The following is a 17,977-nucleotide window of genomic DNA, read 5'->3' on the forward strand; positions in this document are numbered from 1 at the left end:
GCGCTTTTCCCCCCCTATTCGTATTACCCCCCCCCCCCTTCCCCGGGGCGCTGGGCGCGGGGTTGCCGGGGGGGGGCGCCACCGCGCCCCCCCGCCCGGACCTGCCCAGCCCCGTTCCGTCAGCCCCGTGCCGTCGGCGACGACGCCGACGACGACGTGCCGTGGATCCGCAGGAAGGCGTCCACACCGGCCGCCGCGATCCGCTCGACCTCCTCGTCCGCCACCGGGAGGGCGCCCCAGAAGGAGCGCTCGGCGATGCCGTGAAAGGTCAGCAGCGTGAACTGCTCGGCGGCCAGCGCGGCGTCCTCGACCGTGAGGAGCCCGCGCTCGGCGAGCGCGGCGAAGTGCTGCGCGAGGTCGCGCTGGGAGGCGATCGGCCCGGCCTCCAGCCAGGCCTCCAGGACGTCCGCCGGGATGTTGGCCACTTCGGCCCGGATCGCCCGGCCGAGCGCCCCGTGTTCCCCGGCGGACAGGACGGCGCGGGCCCGCTGGACGGCGAAGTCGATCAGGTCCTGGCGCAGCTCCACCACCCGGTCGAGGTACTTCGCCATCAACTCCCGGATGCGTTCGGTCAGTTCCGCCGAGTTCTGCAGGGCCACCGACAGGAAGAGGGTCTCCTTGTCGGCGAAGTGGTTGTAGACCGTCCGCTTGGACACCCCGGCCTCGGCCGCGATCGCGTCCATGCTGGCCCGGACGTACCCCTCGCGCCCGAACACCGCCGTCGCGGCCCGCGTGATCGCCTTGCGCTTCTCCGGCCGCCCCGCTCCGCCCGTCGTCGCCACGGCCCTCTCCTCTTCCGCCGGCGCATCGGCCGACCGCTCAGAAACTACCCGGTGCAGTTTATCCGGGTCACGGCGGACCCGGACTTGCCGCCGAACACGTGCGCTCTATGCTGCGTACGACTTCTACACCCGTGTAGAGGTGATACGGAAGCGCCTCCCCCGATCACGGGCGGCCGGGCGGGAACCAGTTGGCCGGAAACCGGCGTCCGGAACTGGCAGCGCCACGAACAGAGTTCCGGAACGACGGACGACCGACGACGGGCCCACGGCCCGGACGAGGACCGGCCCGGGACCGGACGGACCGGACGGTCGGCACGCGGCGCAGGCGCCACCGTGGCGCGCGGAGCACGGGAACACCGGGGTGAGGGCGTGGCGGGGCAACGAGGACGGTCGGGCGACAAGCGGGCGCGCCGACGGGCGGCGGACGGACCCGCCGGACACATACGCCCCCTGCCCGGCGGTCCCGCACTGCCGGTGGCACTCGCCGTCGGACTGCCGCTGGCCGGCGCCGCGGTCGACGAACTCTCCGGCCCCGGGATGGGCCTGGCCTTCGCGGTGGCCGCGGTACTCGGCACCGGCCTGGCCGCGGCGCTGAGCGGCCGCAACGGCTGGTGGTGGGTGCTCGCCGCCTCGCCGCTGGTCGTCCTGGGGGTGACAGCCGCCGTCGAGCTGGCCGCCCACCGCGACCGGTACCAGGGCAAGGCCCTGGCCACCGGCGCCGCCAAGTGGGTGGTGCACGGCTTTCCCGTGATGGCCGAGGCCGCGGTCGCGGCCGTCGTCGTGATCGCGTTCCGGCTGGTCCGGGCGAGGAGGAGGCAGCATGGCTGACAACGCCGGAACCGACGGACGCGCCGCGGCCCGCCACCCCTCCCCCGTGCTGATCGCGGGCCGGGTAGTGGCCTGCACCGTGGGGTTCGCGGTGTTCGCCGCCAGCGGGGTGGTCTGGTACGAGTACAAGCAGCTCACCGACGGGATGACCACCTCCGGCGTCATCGCCGAGACCAAGAAGGACGCGCCCAAGCACCTCGACAACTCGGTCAACCTGCTGCTGATCGGCCTGGACAGCCGCAAGAACATGGACGGCACGGACCTGCCGCCCGAGTTCGTCCAGGACGAACTGCACGCTGGCCACAGCTCCGACATCGGCGGCTACAACACCAACTCCCTGATCCTGCTGCACATCCCGGCGAACGGCGGCAAGGTGCAGGCCGTCTCGATACCCCGCGACGACTATGTGATGACCTACGGCGCCGACGGCACCCAGATGGGCATGGCCAAGATCAAGGAGGCCTACGGCGCGGCCAAGGACAAGGCCGACGCGGGCCTGCGCGCCAAGGGCCTCAAGGGCGCCGACCTGGAGAAGGCCGGCCGCGACATCGGCCGCGCGGCCACCATCCGCACCGTGCAGAAGTTCCTCGACCAGCCCATCGACCACATCGCCGAGGTCAACCTGATGGGCTTCTACGACATCGCCAAGGCCCTCCAGCCGATCGAGGTCTGCCTCACCCACGACACCAGGGACCCGGCCATGGAGGGCCAGGGCTCGGGTGCCGACTTCCACAAGGGCGTCAACAAGCTCAACGCCTCGCAGGCGCTCTCCTTCGTCCGCCAGCGCCACAACCTCGACGGCCCGGACGGCAACTCCGGCGACTTCGCCCGCACCCACCGCCAGCAGGCCTTCATCTCCTCGGTCGTGCACAACCTCAAGCAGAAGGGCGTCATCGGCGACCTCGGCAAGATGCAGGAGCTGATGGGTGTCATGCAGAAGGACCTGGTGATCGACAACGAGTGGAACGTGCTCGACTTCGCCCAGCAGGCCCCCAACCTCACCGGCGGCAACGTCGAGTTCAACACCCTGACCTTCGACGGGTTCGGCACCAGGAACGGCCAGGACGTCAACCTGGTGACCCCGGCGAAGGTCCAGAAGGTGGTCAAGCAGCTCTTCGGCTACGCCGACGCCGCCGCGGCGCCGGCCCCGGCCGACCCGGCCGCGGGGGCGGCCCCCGCACCGGCCCAGCCGACCGCGGCACCGATGCCGGCCCCGACCGCGACCTCCGCCAGGCCCGTCACGGTCGACGTCTTCAACGCCTCCTCCGCCGCCGGCGTGACCTCCGCCGCCGAGGCCAAGGCCCTGGCGGGCCTGGGCTTCAAGGAGGGCCGCACCGGGTCGGCCGGCACCCGGCCGAAGACCACCACGGTCGTCTACGGCAAGGGCGCCAAGGAGGCCGCCGAGCAGATCGCGGCCCGCTACGGCGTGACGGCCACCGAGTCCGCGAGCGCCGCCGCCGACCACGTCGTCGTCACCCTCGGCACCACCTTCACCGGCGTCGCCGCCGACGAGCCCGCCACCCCCGCGGGCGGCGCCCCGGCCGACCCGGCCGCCAATCTGCCCATGCAGGGCCCCGCCGTCGACGCCCAGGCCGACGGCGGCATCCCCTGCGTCTACTGACCCGCTCCGCATCGGCCGTCCGAGGGAGGCTCCCCGCCCGGGGAGCCTCCCTCGGCCGTTCCGGCCCGGGGGGTCCTCGCGGGAACCCCTGGCGCAATTCTCCGTACTATGTATAGTGTACTGCGTACGGGATAACGCCCGAACGCCGACGAAAGGGTTCTCCGCCTTGCAGATCACCAGGACCGCCGTCTCCCTGACCGTCGAGGACGTCACCACTTCCGCCGCCTTCCTCCAGCGGCACTTCGGCTACACCGAGGAGATGTCGGCCGACGGCTTCGTCTCGCTCGGACACCCGGGCGGCGGGGTCAACGTCGTCTACCTGCGACGCGGCCTCGAAGTCCTGCCGGAGGAACAGCGCCACCGGATCGCGGACGGCGTGATCCTGGCGTTCGTCGTCCAGGACATCGCCGCCGAGGAACGGCGGCTGCGCGCCGAGGACATCACGATCACCCTCCCGCTGCGCGAGGAGCCCTGGGGCGAGAAGCTCTTCCAGGTCACCGATCCGAACGGCGTGCTGGTCGAGCTGGTCGAGTGGGCCGAGCAGTAGACAACGACGAGCGGTAGACAACGACGAGCGGTAGGCCACGACGAGCGGTAGGAAACAACCAGCGACAGGAACGAGGGCGCCCCCTGTCCCGGCCGGGACAGGGGGCGCCGCTCGCTCGGACCGGACGGCGGGGCGGTCAGTCCACCGTCCAGGTGTCGTTGCCGGCGAGCAGCGCGGCCAGGTCGCCCTCGCCGCGCTGGGTGGCGGCGGTGGCCAGCTGGTCCGCCATCAGCTCGTCGTAGACCGGCCGTTCGACGCTGCGCAGCACGCCGATCGGGGTGTGGTGCAGGGTGTCCGCGTCGGCGATCCGGGAGAGCGCGAAGGCGGCGGCGGGGCCGGGCGCGTGCGCGTCGTGGACCAGGACGTCCGCCTCGTTCTCCGCCGTGACCGGGGCGGTGAACAGTTCGCCGTCCGGGCCCCGGAAGACGCCGTTCGCCAGGTCCGCGCCGAAGCGGACGGGCCGCCCGTGCTCCAGCCGGATCAGCGCCTCGTCCCGGCTACCGGGGTCCTTCAGTACCTCGAAGGCGCCGTCGTTGAAGATGTTGCAGTTCTGGTAGATCTCCACCAGCGCCGTGCCCCGGTGCTCGGCGGCCGCCCGCAGCACCGACTGGAGGTGCTGGCGGTCCGAGTCGATGGTGCGCGCGACGAAGGTGGCCTCGGCGCCGATCGCCAGCGACAGCGGGTTGAACGGCGCGTCCAGCGAGCCCATCGGGGTGGACTTGGTGATCTTGCCGACCTCGCTGGTCGGTGAGTACTGGCCCTTGGTGAGGCCGTAGATACGGTTGTTGAACAGCAGGATCTTCAGATTGACGTTCCGCCGCAGGGCGTGGATCAGGTGGTTGCCGCCGATCGACAGCGCGTCGCCGTCGCCCGTCACCACCCAGACGCTCAGGTCCTGGCGCGCGCTGGCCAGCCCGGTCGCGATCGCCGGCGCCCGGCCGTGGATCGAGTGCACCCCGTAGGTGTTCATGTAGTACGGGAAGCGCGAGGAGCAGCCGATGCCCGAGACGAACACCGTGTTCTCGCGCTTGATGCCCAGCTCCGGCATGAAGGACTGCACGGCCGCCAGGATCGCGTAGTCCCCGCAGCCGGGGCACCAGCGCACCTCCTGGTCGGTCTTGAAGTCCCGGGCGCTCTGCGGCCCTTCAGCCTTGGGCACCAGCTTCAGGGACGGGAAGGCGTGCTCGCTCATCGGTGGTCCTCCTCGTCCAGGGTGCCGATCGCGGCCCACAGCACGTCCGCCAACTGGGCGGCCTTGAACGGCAGCCCGCGCACCTGGTTGTAGGACTCGGCGTCCACCAGGTACTTCGCCCGCAGCAGCAGGGCCAGCTGCCCCAGGTTCATCTCGGGCACGATGATCTTCTCGTAACTCCGCAGCACCGAGCCCAGGTTGGCCGGGAACGGGTTGAGGTTGCGCAGGTGCGTCTGGGCGACCTCGCCGCCGTCCGCGCGCACCCGGCGCACCGCGGCGGTGATCGGCCCGTAGGTCGAACCCCAGCCGATCACCAGCACCCGGGCGTCGCCGGTCGGGTCGTCCACCTCGACCGGCTTCACCGTGATGCCGTCGATCTTGGCCTGCCGGGTGCGGACCATGAAGTCGTGATTGGCCGGGTCGTAGGAGATGTTGCCGGTGCCGTCCTGCTTCTCGATGCCGCCGATCCGGTGCTCCAGGCCGGGCGTGCCGGGCACCGCCCAGGGCCTGGCCAGCGTCCGCGGATCGCGCAGGTACGGCCAGAAGGCGCCGTCCTCGCGGTTCGGGCCGGTGGCGAACCGCGGGTCGATCTCCGGCAGTTCGTCGACATCGGGGATCCGCCAGGGCTCCGAGCCGTTGGCCAGGTAGCCGTCCGAGAGCAGGAACACCGGGGTGCGGTAGGTGACCGCGATCCGGGCCGCCTCCAGCGCCGCGTCGAAGCACTCCGCGGGCGTGGCCGGGGCGACGATCGGCACCGGCGCCTCGCCGTTGCGGCCGAACATCGCCTGCAGCAGGTCCGCCTGCTCGGTCTTGGTCGGCAGGCCGGTGGACGGGCCGCCGCGCTGGATGTCCACGATCAGCAGCGGCAGTTCGAGCGAGACGGCCAGGCCGATCGCCTCCGACTTCAGCGCGACCCCCGGCCCGGAGGTGGTGGTCACCCCGAGCGCCCCGCCGAACGCGGCCCCGAGCGCGGCGCCGACGCCGGCGATCTCGTCCTCCGCCTGGAAGGTGCGCACCCCGAAGTTCTTGTGCCGGCTCAGCTCGTGCAGCACGTCCGAGGCCGGGGTGATCGGGTACGAACCCAGGTACAGCGGCAGGCCGGAGCGCTTCGCCGCGGCGATCAGCCCGTAGGACAGCGCGAGGTTGCCGGAGATGTTGCGGTAGCGCCCGGCCGGGAGCCTGGCCGGCGGCACCTCGTAGGAGACCGCGAAGGACTCCGTGGTCTCGCCGAAGTTCCAACCCGCCCGGAAGGCGCTGATGTTCGCCTCGGCGATCTGCGGCTTCTTGGCGAACTTGGTGCGCAGGAACGACTCCGTCCCGTGCGTGGGCCGGTGGTACATCCAGGACAGCAGGCCCAGGGCGAACATGTTCTTCGCCCGCTCCGCGTCCTTGCGGGCCAGGCCGCTGTCCTTGAGCGCCTCCAGGGTCAGCGCGGTCAGCGGCACCTTGTGCAGGTGGAAGCCGTCCAGCGAACCGTCGGTCAGCGGGTCCGCCGGGTAACCGACCTTGGCCAGCGCGCGCTTGGTGAACTCGTCGGTGTTGACGATGATCTCGGCGCCGCGCGGCAGGTCCGGCAGGTTCGCCTTCAGCGCGGCCGGGTTCATCGCGACCAGCACGTTCGGGGCGTCGCCCGGGGTCAGGATGTCGTGGTCCGCGAAGTGCAGTTGGAAGGAGGAGACGCCCGGCAGGGTGCCGGCGGGCGCCCGGATCTCGGCCGGGAAGTTCGGCAGCGTGGACAGGTCATTGCCGAAGGACGCCGTCTCCGAGGTGAACCGGTCACCGGTCAGCTGCATGCCGTCACCGGAGTCGCCGGCGAAGCGAATGATCACCCGATCGAGTCTGCGGATGGGCTTGCCCGGCTTCACCGGAGGGCCGCCCGGAGCGGGGGGTCCGGCGGGAGCGGCCGCACCCGAGCGCGCGTCGCCGTTCCCGGCGCGGGCCTCGTCGCCGTCCGGGCCGTCCACTGCCTCTGACTGATCGACCTGACTGGTCACTGCCGCGGACCTCCTCGTGGGCACACCACCCGCGGGCGCGGCCCCGTGCCCCGTCCGCCTGGTGCACCTCTCGCATCCTATGCGGGCCGACACGACGGCGGCCGGAACCACGGCAGCAATTTCACCGGCCCGCGGCCATACCGCACGTGAGCAACAACGCCCGCCCGCCGGAGATCATTCCGGCTCGGGCGGGCGGACGCGAGCACCTCGGAGGCGCATGGCCGAGATGCGCTCCCCGGGGGCGCGCCCCCGGGGAGCCCCGGCCACGGAGCGGGGCGTCAGGAGTTGAGGTAGGTGAGCACCGCCAGCACCCGGCGGTGGTCCTCCGAGCTCTGAGCCAGCCCCAGCTTGAGGAAGATGTTGCTGACGTGCTTCTCCACCGCGCCGTCGGAGACCACCAGCTGCCTGGCCACCGCCGCGTTGGTGCGGCCCTCCGCCATCAGCCCGAGCACCTCGCGCTCGCGCGGCGTGAGATTGGCCAGAACGTCGCCCTTGCGGCTGCGGCTGAGGAGCTGCTGCACCACCTCCGGGTCCAGCGCCGTACCGCCATCGGCGACCCGGACCACCGCGTCGGCGAACTCGCGCACCTCGGCGACCCGGTCCTTGAGCAGGTAGCCGACGCCCCGGGTGGAACCGGCCAGCAGCTCGGAGGCGTAGCGCTCCTCCACGAACTGCGACAGCACCAGCACACCCAGCTGCGGGTAACGGCCGCGCAGCTCCACGCAGGCCCGCAGCCCCTCGTCGGTGTGGCTCGGCGGCATCCGCACGTCGGAGACCACGACGTCCGGCAGGGCGTCGGCCGCCGCCAGCTCGTGGATGGTCTTCACCAGGGCCTCGCCGTCCCCGACCCCGGCGACGACCTCCATGCCGCGATCGGTGAGCAGCCGGGTCAGTCCCTCCCTCAGAAGTACGGAGTCCTCGGCGATGACGACGCGACGCATAACGACCTTCCCGGCAGGCGTGTGCTGACGGTAGTCAGTCTCCCCCATCCCCGAGTCACCGCGGTGGGGGGCCGGGCCCGGCCGCACCGCGGCCCGGCCCGGACGAGCCCGGGGGGCTCACATGGTGCGGATCGCCACCGCGTCGCAGAGCCCCTCCAGGGCGGCCTTGGCGGCGCAGTCCGGCAGCGGGGCCAGCAGCGCCCTGGCCTCCTCGGCCCGGCGCAGGGTCTCGGCGCGGGCGCGCTCCAGCGCCGGGTGGGCGCGCAGCAGGCGCAGCGCCTCGGCGTGCAGGTCGTCGTCGGAGAGGTCCTGGTCGAGCAGTTCGCGCAGCCGGGCGTCGGCCGGGTCGGCAGGGTCGACCGGCATCTGCTGCAGCAGCAGGGTCGGCAGGGTCGGCACGCCCTCGCGCAGGTCGGTACCGGGGGTCTTGCCGGACTCGTGGCCGTCACTGGCGATGTCGAGCACGTCGTCGGCCAGCTGGAAGGCGATGCCGATCCGCTCGCCGAACTCGCCGAGGATGTCCACCAGCTCGCGCTCGGCACCGGCCATCAGCGCTCCTATCCGGCAGGAGACGGCGATCAGCGAGCCGGTCTTGCCCTCCAGGACGTCCAGGTAGTGCAGCAGCGGGTCCATGTCCTGACCGGGGCCGCGGGTCTCCAGGATCTGACCGGTCACCAGCCGCTCGAAGGCCTCGGCCTGCATCCGCACGGCCTCCGGGCCGAGGTCGGCGAGCACCTGGGAGGCGCGGGAGAACAGGAAGTCGCCGGTGAGGATCGCGACCGAGTTGTCCCAGCGGGAGTTGGCGCTCGGGGCGCCCCGGCGCACCGGCGCCTCGTCCATCACGTCGTCGTGGTACAGCGTGGCCAGGTGGGTCAGCTCGACCACCACGGCGGCGGGCACCACACCGGGCGCCCCCGGGTCGCCGAACTGGGCGGCCAGCAGCAGGAGCAGCGGACGGAAGCGCTTGCCACCGGCTTCGAGGAGGTGACTGGCGGTGACGGTGATGAACGGGACGTCGCACTTGACGGCCTCGCCGAGCGCCGCCTCCACCGCGTCCAGTCCGGCCTGGACATCCCGGGTCAGGTCGCGGTCCTGCACGCTGAGCCCGAAGGGTTCCACGACGGTCACGAAGACCACTCCTCTGTCCCTGGTCGATCTAGCGGCCTGGTCCCTGAGTGCCGCCGCTGGCCATACAGGCAGGGTATCCGGTCGTGAGTGGATCACTGCACGGGCGTGCGGATCCTGTCATGATCGGGCCTGATGCCCTGGTCAGGGCGGCTGTGCGGGCCGGACGGCGGTGGGGGCGAATTCGGCTGGAAATAAAGGTGGGAGAGCCTCGGAACTCCCCCGGCCCCGGCTCCCGACAAAGACCCGTCCGGGCCGCGCGGACTGGGCGCGGCCCGGACGGGGCCCTGGTCGGAGGCGGTGCACGCCAGGATCAGCGCACGAACAACGAGGCCTTGGACGCCAGGTCGAGGAAGTACTGCGGGAGCAGCCCGAGACCCAGTGTCACCAGCACCCCCACCCCGATCGCGGTCGCCGTGAAGGCGCTCGGGATCGCCACCGTGGGGCCGCCCGGCTGCGGGTCCGAGAAGAACATCAGCACGATCACCCGGATGTAGAAGAACGCGGCCACCGCCGAGCTCAGCACACCGACGACCACCAGCGGGGTCGCCCCGCCGCTGGCCGCGGCCTGGAAGACCGCGAACTTCCCGGTGAAGCCGGAGGTCAGCGGAATCCCGGCGAAGGCCAGCAGGAACAGCGCGAACACCGCCGCCACCAGCGGCGAGCGCCGCCCGAGCCCGGCCCAGCTGGACAGGTGGGTCGCCTCGCCCTTGGAGTCGCGCACCAGGGTGACCACCGCGAACGCGCCGAGCGTCACGAAGGAGTACGACAGCAGGTAGAACAGCACCGAGGAGATGCCCTGCTTGTTGACGGCGATCACGCCGGTCAGGATGAACCCGGCGTGCGCGATCGAGGAGTACGCCAGCAGGCGCTTGACGTCCTGCTGGGTCACCGCGAGCACCGCGCCCACCACCATGGTGAGGATCGCCACGCCCCACATCACCGGCCGCCAGTCCAGCCGCAGGCCCGGGAAGGCCACGTAGAACAGCCGCAGGAAGGCCCCGAACGCCGCGACCTTGGTGGCCGCCGCCATGAAGCCGGTCACCGGGGTCGGCGCGCCCTGGTAGACGTCCGGGGTCCAGGAGTGGAAGGGGACCGCGGCGACCTTGAACAGCAGGCCGACCGCGAGCATCGCCAGGCCGGTCAGCACCAGCGCGTCGCTCTGGGTGGTGCTCAGCTGCGCGGGGGTGGTCATCGCCTTGCCGGAGATGACGTCCCCGATGTCCCCGAGCTTCACGCTGCCCGCGTAGCCGTACAGCAGCGCGGTGCCGAAGAGGAAGAACGCCGAGGCGAAGGCGCCGAGCAGGAAGTACTTGACCGCCGCCTCCTGGGAGAGCAGCCGGCGGCGCCGGGCCAGCGCGCACAGCAGGTACAGCGGCAGCGAGAAAACCTCCAGCGCCACGAACATGGTCAGCAGGTCGTTGGCGGCGGGGAACAGCAGCATGCCGCCGACCGCGAACAGGGTGAGCGGGAAGACCTCGCTGGTGGCGAAGCCGGCCCGGACCGCGGCCCGCTCCTGCTCGCCTCCGGGGGTGGCGGCGGCCTGGGCGGCGAAGGCGTCGGCGGGCAGGCCGCCGGCCTTCGGCTCCAGCCTGCGCTCGGCGTAGGTGAGCACCGCGACCACGGAGGCCAGCAGGATCACGCCCTGGAGGAACAGTGCCGGGCCGTCCATCGCGACCGACTCCATGGCCAGCAGGTCGATCCGGGTGAAGCCGTGGCTCTGCACGGCCAGCACCACCACGGCGACGAAGGCGCCGACGAGCCCGGCCAGCGCGAGCGTCACCTGGGTCCAGTGCCGGTACCGGCGGGGCACGAAGGCCTCCACCAGGACACCGGCCACGGCGGCGGCGAACACCACGAGCATCGGCGAGAGCTGGCCGTACTCGATGTGCGGCGCCGGAATGCTGGGGGTGTTGCCGCCCGCGGCGGCGAGCATCGCGGTGGCGCTCACTTCTGCTCACCTCCTGAGGTGGCGGCGACCGGGTGGGCCGGCGCCGGGTCGGTCTGGTGGATCTGCGAGAGCGTCGCGTTCACCGAGGGGTTGACCAGGTCGGTGAGCGGCTTGGGGTAGACGCCGAGCAGGATGGTCAGCGCCACCAGCGGGCCGACCACGGCGAGTTCCCGGGCCTTGAGGTCGGGCATCGTGCGCACCCCGTCCTTCACCGGACCGGTCATGGTGCGCTGGTACAGCAGCAGGGCGTACAGCGCGGCCAGCACGATGCCGAGGGTGGCCACGACGCCGATCGCCGGGTAGCGGGTGAAGGTGCCCACGAGCACCAGGAACTCGCTGACGAAGGGGGCGAGCCCGGGCAGCGACAGGGTGGCCAGGCTGCCGATCAGGAACGTCCCGGCGAGCACCGGGGCGACCTTCTGCACACCGCCGTAGTCGGCGATCAGCCGCGAACCGCGACGGGAGATCAGGAAGCCGGCCACCAGCATCCACGCCGCCGTGGACAGGCCGTGGTTGACCATGTAGAGGGTGGCGCCGCTCTGGCCCTGGCTGGTCAGGGCGAAGATGCCCATGATGATGAAGCCGAAGTGCGAGATCGAGGCGTACGCCACCAGGCGCTTGATGTCCTTCTGCCCGACCGCCAGCAGCGCGCCGTAGACGATCCCGATCAGCGCGAGGACCAGGATCGCCGGGGCGAAGGTCTTCGAGGCGTCCGGGAACAGCCCGAGGCAGAAGCGCAGCATCGCGAAGGTTCCGACCTTGTCCACCACGGCGGTGATCAGCACCGCGGTGCCGGCGGTGGACTCGCCCATCGCGTTCGGCAGCCAGGTGTGCAGCGGCCACAGCGGGGCCTTCACCGCGAAGGCGAAGAAGAAGCCCAGGAACAGCGCCTTCTCGGCGGTGCCGGTCAGCTGGAGCCGGCCGTCGGCGATCGCCGAGGTCAGCGTCGGCAGGTCGAAGGTGCCGAAGCCCTGGTCCTGCGCGATCACGTACAGGCCGATCACGGCCGCCAGCATCACCAGGCCGCCGAGCAGGTTGTAGAGCAGGAACTTCACGGCCGCGTAGGAGCGCTGACGCGCCGACTCGGGGCCGCCCGCCCGGTCGCCGAAGCCGCCGATCAGGAAGTACATCGGGATCAGCATGGCTTCGAAGAACACGTAGAAGACGAAGACGTCGGTGGCGTAGAAGGAGACGACCACCATCGCCTCCACCGCCAGGATCAGGGCGAAGAAGCCCTGGGTCCTCCTCCTGTTCTCGAAGGTGCCGTCGGGACCGGCCGGCCCCGGATCGGCGTCGTGCCAGGAGGCGAGGATCACCAACGGCACGAGGACGGCGGTGAGCAGGGCGAGCACCGCACCGATGCCGTCCACGCCGAGCGAGAAGGTGATGCCGAAGGAGCGGATCCAGCTGTACGACTCGTTCAGCTGGAAGCGGGCGCCCTGCGGGTCGAACCGGGTTGCCACCACGGCGGCCAGCACCAGGGTGACGGCCGAGACGCCCAGCGCGACGGCCTTGGTGTTCCGGCGCCGGCTCTCGGAGGAACCGGCGGGCAGCGCCGCGGTCAGCACCGCGCCGGCCGCCGGCACGGCACAGGTGGCGGTCAGGAGGACGCTCATGCGCCCACCTCGCCGCGCCCGGCAGGGGCGTCCGTCCGCGCGCACCGCTTGGCGGTTCGTTCGCTGCGCTCGCTCATGGCCTGCCCTCCCAACGGATATCAGGACGAGTCATCACGTGGACCTCATCAGGAGAGTCGTGGCGACCAGCACCAGCGTGCCGCCGAACATGGAGAGCGCGTAGGAGCGGACGTAGCCGTTCTGGATCCGCCGCAGCCGGCCGGAGAGCCCGCCGATCGCGGCGGCCAGGCCGTTGACCACGCCGTCCAGGCCGCGGCTGTCGAAGAAGACCAGCGCCGCGGCGAGCGCCGAGCCCGGCCGCACCAGCACCGCGTGGTTGAAGTCGTCCTGCAGCAGGTCCCGGCGGGCGGCCCGGGTGAGCGGGGAGCCGACCGGCGGCACCACCGGGACCGGCGAGCGCCCGTACATCAGGTAGGCGAGGCCGACGCCGGCCAGCATGCAGGCCGTGGTCAGCAGGGTGACGGTCAGCGGGGCGAGCGGGGAGTTGCCCTCCTCGTGCCCGGTGACCGGCTCCAGCCACTTCAGGAAGGAGTCGTTGAAGGCGAACAGCCCGCCCGCGAACACCGAGCCGAAGGCCAGCAGGACCATCGGGATCGTCATGGTCCTGGGCGACTCGTGCGGGTGCGGCAGGTCGCCCTCCCCCGCGGCGGAGCCGCCGGTGCCACCGGCCGGCTGCCAGCGCTTCTCGCCGAAGAAGGTCAGCACCATCACCCGGGTCATGTAGAACGCGGTGATCGCCGCGCCGACCAGCGTGCACAGCCCGAGGATCCAGCCCTCGGTGCCGCCCTTGGCGAAGGCCGCCTCGATGATCTTGTCCTTGGAGAAGAAACCGGACAGGCCCGGGAAGCCGATGATCGCCAGGTAACCGAGGCCGAAGGTGACGAAGGTGACCGGCATGTACTTGCGCAGGCCGCCGTAGTGACGCATGTTCACCTCGTCGTTCATGCCGTGCATGACCGACCCGGCGCCGAGGAACAGCCCGGCCTTGAAGAAGCCGTGGGTCACCAGGTGCATGATCGCAAAGACGTAGCCGATCGGACCGAGCCCGGCCGCCAGCACCATGTAGCCGATCTGCGACATGGTCGAGCCGGCCAGCGCCTTCTTGATGTCGTCCTTGGCGCAACCGACGATCGCACCGAACAGCAGCGTGACCGCGCCGACCACCACCACGGCGGTCTGCGCGTCCGGCGCCAGGTCGAAGATCGCCGAGGAACGGGTGATCAGGTAGACGCCCGCGGTCACCATGGTGGCCGCGTGGATCAGCGCCGACACCGGGGTCGGGCCCTCCATCGCGTCCCCCAGCCAGGACTGCAGCGGCACCTGGGCCGACTTGCCGCAGGCCGCCAGCAGCAGCATCAGGCCGATCGCCGTCAGCTTGCCCTCGCTCGCCTCGTGCGCCCCGCCGAAGACGGGGCCGAAGGCGAAGGAGCCGAACTCCGCGAACATCAGCATGATCGCGACGGACAGGCCGATGTCGCCGACCCGGTTGACGATGAAGGCCTTCTTCGCCGCCGTCGCCGCGCTCGGCTTGTGCTGCCAGAAGCCGATCAGGAGGTACGAGGCCAGGCCCACGCCCTCCCAGCCGAAGTACAGCAGCAGGTAGTTGTCCGCGACCACCAGCAGCAGCATGGCGGCCAGGAACAGGTTCAGGTACGCGAAGAAGCGGCGCCGGCGCTCGTCGTGCGCCATGTAGCCCACCGAGTAGAGGTGGATCAGCGTGCCGACGCCGGTGATCAGCAGGACGAAGGTCATCGACAGCTGGTCGAGCAGGAAGGAGAAGTCGGCCTGGAAGCCGTTCACCGGGATCCAGCTGAACAGGTGCACGGTGAGCGCCCGGTGCTCGGCGTCACGGCCGAGCATGTCCGAGAACAGGGCCAGGCCGAAGCCGAACGAGAGCGCCGCGAGCGCGGTGGCCAGCCAGTGGCCGTAGCGGTCCAGCACCCGGCCGCCGAGCAGCAGCAGGGCGGCACCGGCCAGTGGAGCCGCCACCAGCAGCGGAATGAGAGAGTTCACCGAAGGTCCTCCGCCTACAGCTTCATCAGGTTGCTGTCGTCGACCGAAGCGGAGTGCCTGGTCCGGAAGATGGAGACGATGATGGCGAGGCCGACCACGACCTCGGCCGCCGCCACCACCATCGTGAAGAACGCGATGATCTGGCCGTCCAGGGTCCCGTGCAGCCGGGAGAAGGTCACCAGGGCGAGGTTCGAGGCGTTCAGCATCAGCTCCACGCACATGAACAGCACGATCGCGTTGCGCCGGATCAGCACCCCGGCCGCGCCGATGGTGAACAACAGGGCCGACAGGTAGAGGTAGTTGACCGGGTTCACTCCGCGCCCTCCTCGCCGGCCGGGTGCTTCACGTTGTTCGCCGGCACCGGCTCGCCGTTCGCCGGCACCGGCTCCAGCGACTTGCGCGGGGCCGTCACCGCCGGCCGCTCCGAGGACGGACGGCCCAACCAGTCCGCCGTGCTGTTCTCCAGCTCCGCCATCCGCTGCAGCATCGCCTGGCTGACGTCCCGGACCTGGCCGCGCTCGCGCAGCGTCGCCATCACCGAGTCCTCGGCGATCGTGCCGTCCGGCAGCAGCGCCGGAACGTCCACCGCGTTGTGCCGCGCGTACACGCCCGGCGCCGGCAGCGGCGGCAGCTGGATGTTGTCCATGATCCGCTGCGCCGCCAGCTCGCGCTGCGTCTTCGGCGCCTTCACGTGCTCCCGGTGGGTCAGCACCATCGCGCCGATCGCCGCGGTGATCAGCAGCGCGCCGGTGACCTCGAAGGCCCACACGTACCGGGTGAAGATCAGCCGGGCCAGGCCCGGCACGTTGCCCTCGGCGTTCGCCTCGGACAACCCGGTGAAGTGGTCCAGCTTCGCGTTGGCGATCCCGGCGATCAACAGCACGCCGAAGCCCAGCCCGCACAGCGCCGCGGCGAACCGCTGGCCCTTCAGCTGCTCCTTCAGCGAATCCTCGCTGGTGACACCGACCAGCATCACCACGAACAGGAACAGCATCATGATCGCGCCGGTGTAGACCACGATCTGCACCACGCCCAGGAACACCGCGCCCTGGGCCATGTAACAGACCGCCAGCGCCAGCATGGTGGCCGCCAGGCAGAGCGCGCTGTGCACGGCCTTGCGCATCAGCACCATGCCGAGCGCACCGCCGACCGCGATCACCGCGAGCACCCAGAACTGGACGGCCTCACCCGTCGAGGTCGTCCCGGTCGCTTCCGCCAGCCGCGCGATCACTGCTGCACCTCCCGGTCCCGGTCGGTGCGCTCCTGCTGGACCGTGCCCGGCGCCGCCGCGGTGATCTCGCCCCGGTAGTACGCGCCCTCGTCGGTGCCGGGGAAGATCGCGTGCGGGGTGTCGACCATGCCCTCGGACAGGCCCACCAGCAGCTGCTCCTTGGTGAAGATCAGGTCCCGCCGGGAGGAGTCGGCCAGCTCGTACTCGTTGGTCATGGTCAGCGCCCGGGTCGGGCAGGCCTCGATGCACAGCCCGCACAGGATGCAGCGGGCGTAGTTGATCTGGTACACCACGCCGTAGCGCTCACCCGGGGAGTAGCGCTCCTCGTCCCGGTTGTCCGCGCCCTCCACGTAGATCGCGTCGGCCGGGCAGGCCCACGCGCACAGCTCGCAGCCGACGCACTTCTCCAGGCCGTCCGGGTGCCGGTTCAGCTGGTGGCGGCCGTGGAAGCGCGGAGCGGTGGGCTTCTTCTGCTCCGGGTACTGCTCGGTGAGCCGCTTCTTGAACATGGCCTTGAAGGTCACGCCGAAGCCGGCGGCCGGGCCGAGGATCGACGGACGGTCGGCCCGTTCGGGGCGGCCCGTACGATCGGACTGGTCGGACATCTCGGTTCAGCTCCCTTCGGAATGGTCGGCCCCGTTGAGGGCGTCCTGGAGTTGCTTCGGGGCGCGGCTGCGCCGACGCGGCACCGGCGGGAGCGCCTGGCCGGGCAGCGGCGGGACCGGATAGCCGCCCGCCATCGGGTCGAAATCGGCCTTGGGCGGGGTGACCTCGGGTTCAGGCTGCTTCCTCAGGAAGTCCCGCAGCAGCGCCAGCAGCAGGATCACGCCGACCGGCGCGCCCACGTACAGCACCACCTCGCCGAAGTCGTAACCCTCGTTGCGCAGCGCCCGCACGCTCGCGATCAGCACCAGCCACACCAGCGAGACCGGGATCAGCACCTTCCAGCCCAGCTTCATGAACTGGTCGTAGCGGAACCGGGGCAGCGTGCCGCGCAGCCAGATGAAGAAGAACAGCAGCAACTGGATCTTCAGCGTGATCCACAGCATCGGCCACCAACCGTGGTTGGCGCCCTCCCAGAACGTCGACACCGGCCACGGGGCCCGCCAGCCGCCCAGGAAGAGGGTCGAGGCCACCGCCGAGACCGTCACCATGTTCACGTACTCGGCCAGCATGAACATCGCGAACTTCAGCGAGGAGTACTCGGTGTTGAAGCCGCCGACCAACTCGCCCTCGGCCTCCGGGAGGTCGAACGGCGCCCGGTTGGTCTCGCCGACCATCGCGATGATGTAGACGATGAACGACACCGGCAGCAGCGCCGCGAACCAGGTCGGCTGCTGGTGCGCCACGATCTCCGAGGTCGACATCGAACCCGAGTAGATGAACACCGCCGCGAAGGACAGGCCCATCGCGATCTCGTAGCTGATCATCTGCGCGGACGAGCGCAGCCCGCCCAGCAGCGGGTACGTCGAACCCGAGGACCAACCCGCCAGCACGATGCCGTAGATGCCCACCGCGGCCGTCGCCAGGACGTACAGCAACGCCACCGGGAAGTCCGTCAGCTGGAGCGGCGTGCGGGTACCGAAGATCGACACCTCGTTGCCGGCCGGGCCGAACGGGATCACCGCGAAGGCCATGAACGCGGGGATGGCGCAGACGATCGGGGCCAGGATGTAGACCGCCTTGTCCGAGCCCTTGACCACCAGGTCTTCCTTCAGCGCCAGCTTCACGCCGTCCGCCAGCGACTGCAGCATGCCCCACGGGCCGTGCCGGTTGGGCCCGATGCGCAGCTGCATCCAGGCCACCACCTTGCGCTCCCAGACGATCGCGATCAGCACCGTCAGGACCAGGAAGGCGAAGCAGAACACCGCCTTCAGCAGCACCAGCCACCACGGGTCCTGCCCGAAGAAGTGGAGCGTCTCGTACGGCTGCGGAGTCATCGGTCCTCCCCTTCTCCCGCGGTCCCGTCCACGGCCGAACCGGCCTGGGCCTGGGCCTGTGCCCGGGCCGACCCGTCCTGTTCCTGCTCGTCCTGCGCCGACCGGTCGGGTGTCGCCCGGTCCGGTGCCGCCCCGTCCTGTGCCGCCCCGTCCTGTGCCGCCCCGTCCTGTGTCACCG

General features: G+C 71.0%; 15 protein-coding genes. 3 read left to right on the forward strand and 12 right to left on the reverse strand.

Annotation, left to right across the window (positions count from 1 at the left end; all coding sequences use genetic code 11):
* Positions 1–119: 119 nt before the first annotated feature.
* Complete coding sequence (locus ACWGJO_RS10405) at positions 120–782, reverse strand: TetR/AcrR family transcriptional regulator (protein WP_452183052.1); 663 nt, start codon at positions 780–782, stop codon at positions 120–122.
* A gap of 474 nt (positions 783–1,256) precedes the next feature.
* Here ACWGJO_RS10405 and ACWGJO_RS10410 point away from each other — a divergent pair, with 474 nt between their 5' ends.
* From ACWGJO_RS10410 to ACWGJO_RS10420, 3 genes are all read left to right on the forward strand, one after another.
* A complete protein-coding gene (locus ACWGJO_RS10410) occupies positions 1,257–1,610 on the forward strand; it encodes a DUF6542 domain-containing protein (RefSeq protein WP_387691473.1) in 354 nt (117 codons plus the stop codon).
* Complete coding sequence (locus ACWGJO_RS10415) at positions 1,603–3,231, forward strand: LCP family protein (RefSeq protein ID WP_452183053.1); 1,629 nt, start codon at positions 1,603–1,605, stop codon at positions 3,229–3,231. The genes ACWGJO_RS10410 and ACWGJO_RS10415 overlap by 8 nt, the downstream gene beginning before the upstream one ends.
* A 166-nt stretch (positions 3,232–3,397) precedes the next feature.
* Positions 3,398–3,778, forward strand: coding sequence for a VOC family protein (locus ACWGJO_RS10420; protein WP_452183054.1), 381 nt, complete (start codon positions 3,398–3,400; stop codon positions 3,776–3,778).
* A 136-nt stretch (positions 3,779–3,914) separates the two neighbouring features.
* Here ACWGJO_RS10420 and ACWGJO_RS10425 read toward each other — a convergent pair whose 3' ends face one another.
* The 11 genes from ACWGJO_RS10425 to nuoH all read right to left on the reverse strand — a co-directional run bounded on the left by ACWGJO_RS10425 (position 3,915) and on the right by nuoH (position 17,799).
* A complete protein-coding gene (locus ACWGJO_RS10425) occupies positions 3,915–4,970 on the reverse strand; it encodes a 2-oxoacid:ferredoxin oxidoreductase subunit beta (protein ID WP_452183055.1) in 1,056 nt (351 codons plus the stop codon).
* Entirely contained in the window at positions 4,967–6,835 is a 1,869-nt protein-coding gene (locus tag ACWGJO_RS10430) for a 2-oxoacid:acceptor oxidoreductase subunit alpha (protein ID WP_452183102.1), read from the reverse strand. Before ACWGJO_RS10430 ends, ACWGJO_RS10425 begins: the two co-directional genes overlap by 4 nt.
* Before the next feature lie 407 nt (positions 6,836–7,242).
* On the reverse strand, positions 7,243–7,905 hold the full coding sequence (locus ACWGJO_RS10435; RefSeq protein ID WP_359902278.1) for a response regulator transcription factor: 663 nt from the start codon (positions 7,903–7,905) through the stop codon (positions 7,243–7,245).
* A gap of 117 nt (positions 7,906–8,022) precedes the next feature.
* The gene (locus ACWGJO_RS10440) at positions 8,023–9,033 is read right to left on the reverse strand and encodes a polyprenyl synthetase family protein (RefSeq protein ID WP_452183056.1); all 1,011 of its coding nucleotides are present in this window, start codon (positions 9,031–9,033) and stop codon (positions 8,023–8,025) included.
* 310 nt (positions 9,034–9,343) lie between these two features.
* Complete coding sequence (gene nuoN / locus ACWGJO_RS10445) at positions 9,344–10,966, reverse strand: NADH-quinone oxidoreductase subunit NuoN (protein WP_387736058.1); 1,623 nt, start codon at positions 10,964–10,966, stop codon at positions 9,344–9,346.
* 11 nt (positions 10,967–10,977) lie between these two features.
* The gene (locus tag ACWGJO_RS10450) at positions 10,978–12,597 is read right to left on the reverse strand and encodes an NADH-quinone oxidoreductase subunit M (RefSeq protein ID WP_452183057.1); all 1,620 of its coding nucleotides are present in this window, start codon (positions 12,595–12,597) and stop codon (positions 10,978–10,980) included.
* A gap of 111 nt (positions 12,598–12,708) precedes the next feature.
* A complete protein-coding gene (gene nuoL, locus ACWGJO_RS10455; protein WP_387691484.1) occupies positions 12,709–14,628 on the reverse strand; it encodes an NADH-quinone oxidoreductase subunit L in 1,920 nt (639 codons plus the stop codon).
* A 14-nt stretch (positions 14,629–14,642) separates the two neighbouring features.
* Entirely contained in the window at positions 14,643–14,942 is a 300-nt protein-coding gene (gene nuoK / locus ACWGJO_RS10460) for an NADH-quinone oxidoreductase subunit NuoK (RefSeq protein WP_195911268.1), read from the reverse strand.
* Positions 14,939–15,856, reverse strand: a complete 918-nt coding sequence (locus ACWGJO_RS10465; protein ID WP_359902331.1) for an NADH-quinone oxidoreductase subunit J — start codon at positions 15,854–15,856, stop codon at positions 14,939–14,941. The genes nuoK and ACWGJO_RS10465 overlap by 4 nt, the downstream gene beginning before the upstream one ends.
* Positions 15,856–16,464: an NADH-quinone oxidoreductase subunit NuoI gene (gene nuoI / locus ACWGJO_RS10470; protein ID WP_359902267.1), complete on the reverse strand. Its 609-nt coding sequence runs from the start codon at positions 16,462–16,464 to the stop codon at positions 15,856–15,858. The genes ACWGJO_RS10465 and nuoI overlap by 1 nt, the downstream gene beginning before the upstream one ends.
* A 6-nt stretch (positions 16,465–16,470) precedes the next feature.
* The gene (gene nuoH / locus ACWGJO_RS10475; RefSeq protein ID WP_452183058.1) at positions 16,471–17,799 is read right to left on the reverse strand and encodes an NADH-quinone oxidoreductase subunit NuoH; all 1,329 of its coding nucleotides are present in this window, start codon (positions 17,797–17,799) and stop codon (positions 16,471–16,473) included.
* Between the last annotated feature and the right edge of the window lie 178 nt (positions 17,800–17,977).

This window comes from Kitasatospora sp. NPDC054795, assembly GCF_053611565.1.

Excerpts from the sequence above, each read along its gene's own strand:
- ACWGJO_RS10415 (WP_452183053.1), top strand. The coding sequence starts at position 1,603 with ATGGCTGACAACGCCGGAACCGACGGACGCGCCGCGGCCCGCCACCCC.
- ACWGJO_RS10425 (WP_452183055.1), bottom strand. The coding sequence starts at position 4,970 with ATGAGCGAGCACGCCTTCCCGTCCCTGAAGCTGGTGCCCAAGGCTGAA.
- ACWGJO_RS10435 (WP_359902278.1), bottom strand. The coding sequence starts at position 7,905 with ATGCGTCGCGTCGTCATCGCCGAGGACTCCGTACTTCTGAGGGAGGGA.
- nuoN (WP_387736058.1), bottom strand. The coding sequence starts at position 10,966 with ATGCTCGCCGCCGCGGGCGGCAACACCCCCAGCATTCCGGCGCCGCAC.
- ACWGJO_RS10450 (WP_452183057.1), bottom strand. The coding sequence starts at position 12,597 with ATGAGCGTCCTCCTGACCGCCACCTGTGCCGTGCCGGCGGCCGGCGCG.
- nuoI (WP_359902267.1), bottom strand. The coding sequence starts at position 16,464 with ATGTCCGACCAGTCCGATCGTACGGGCCGCCCCGAACGGGCCGACCGT.
- nuoH (WP_452183058.1), bottom strand. The coding sequence starts at position 17,799 with ATGACTCCGCAGCCGTACGAGACGCTCCACTTCTTCGGGCAGGACCCG.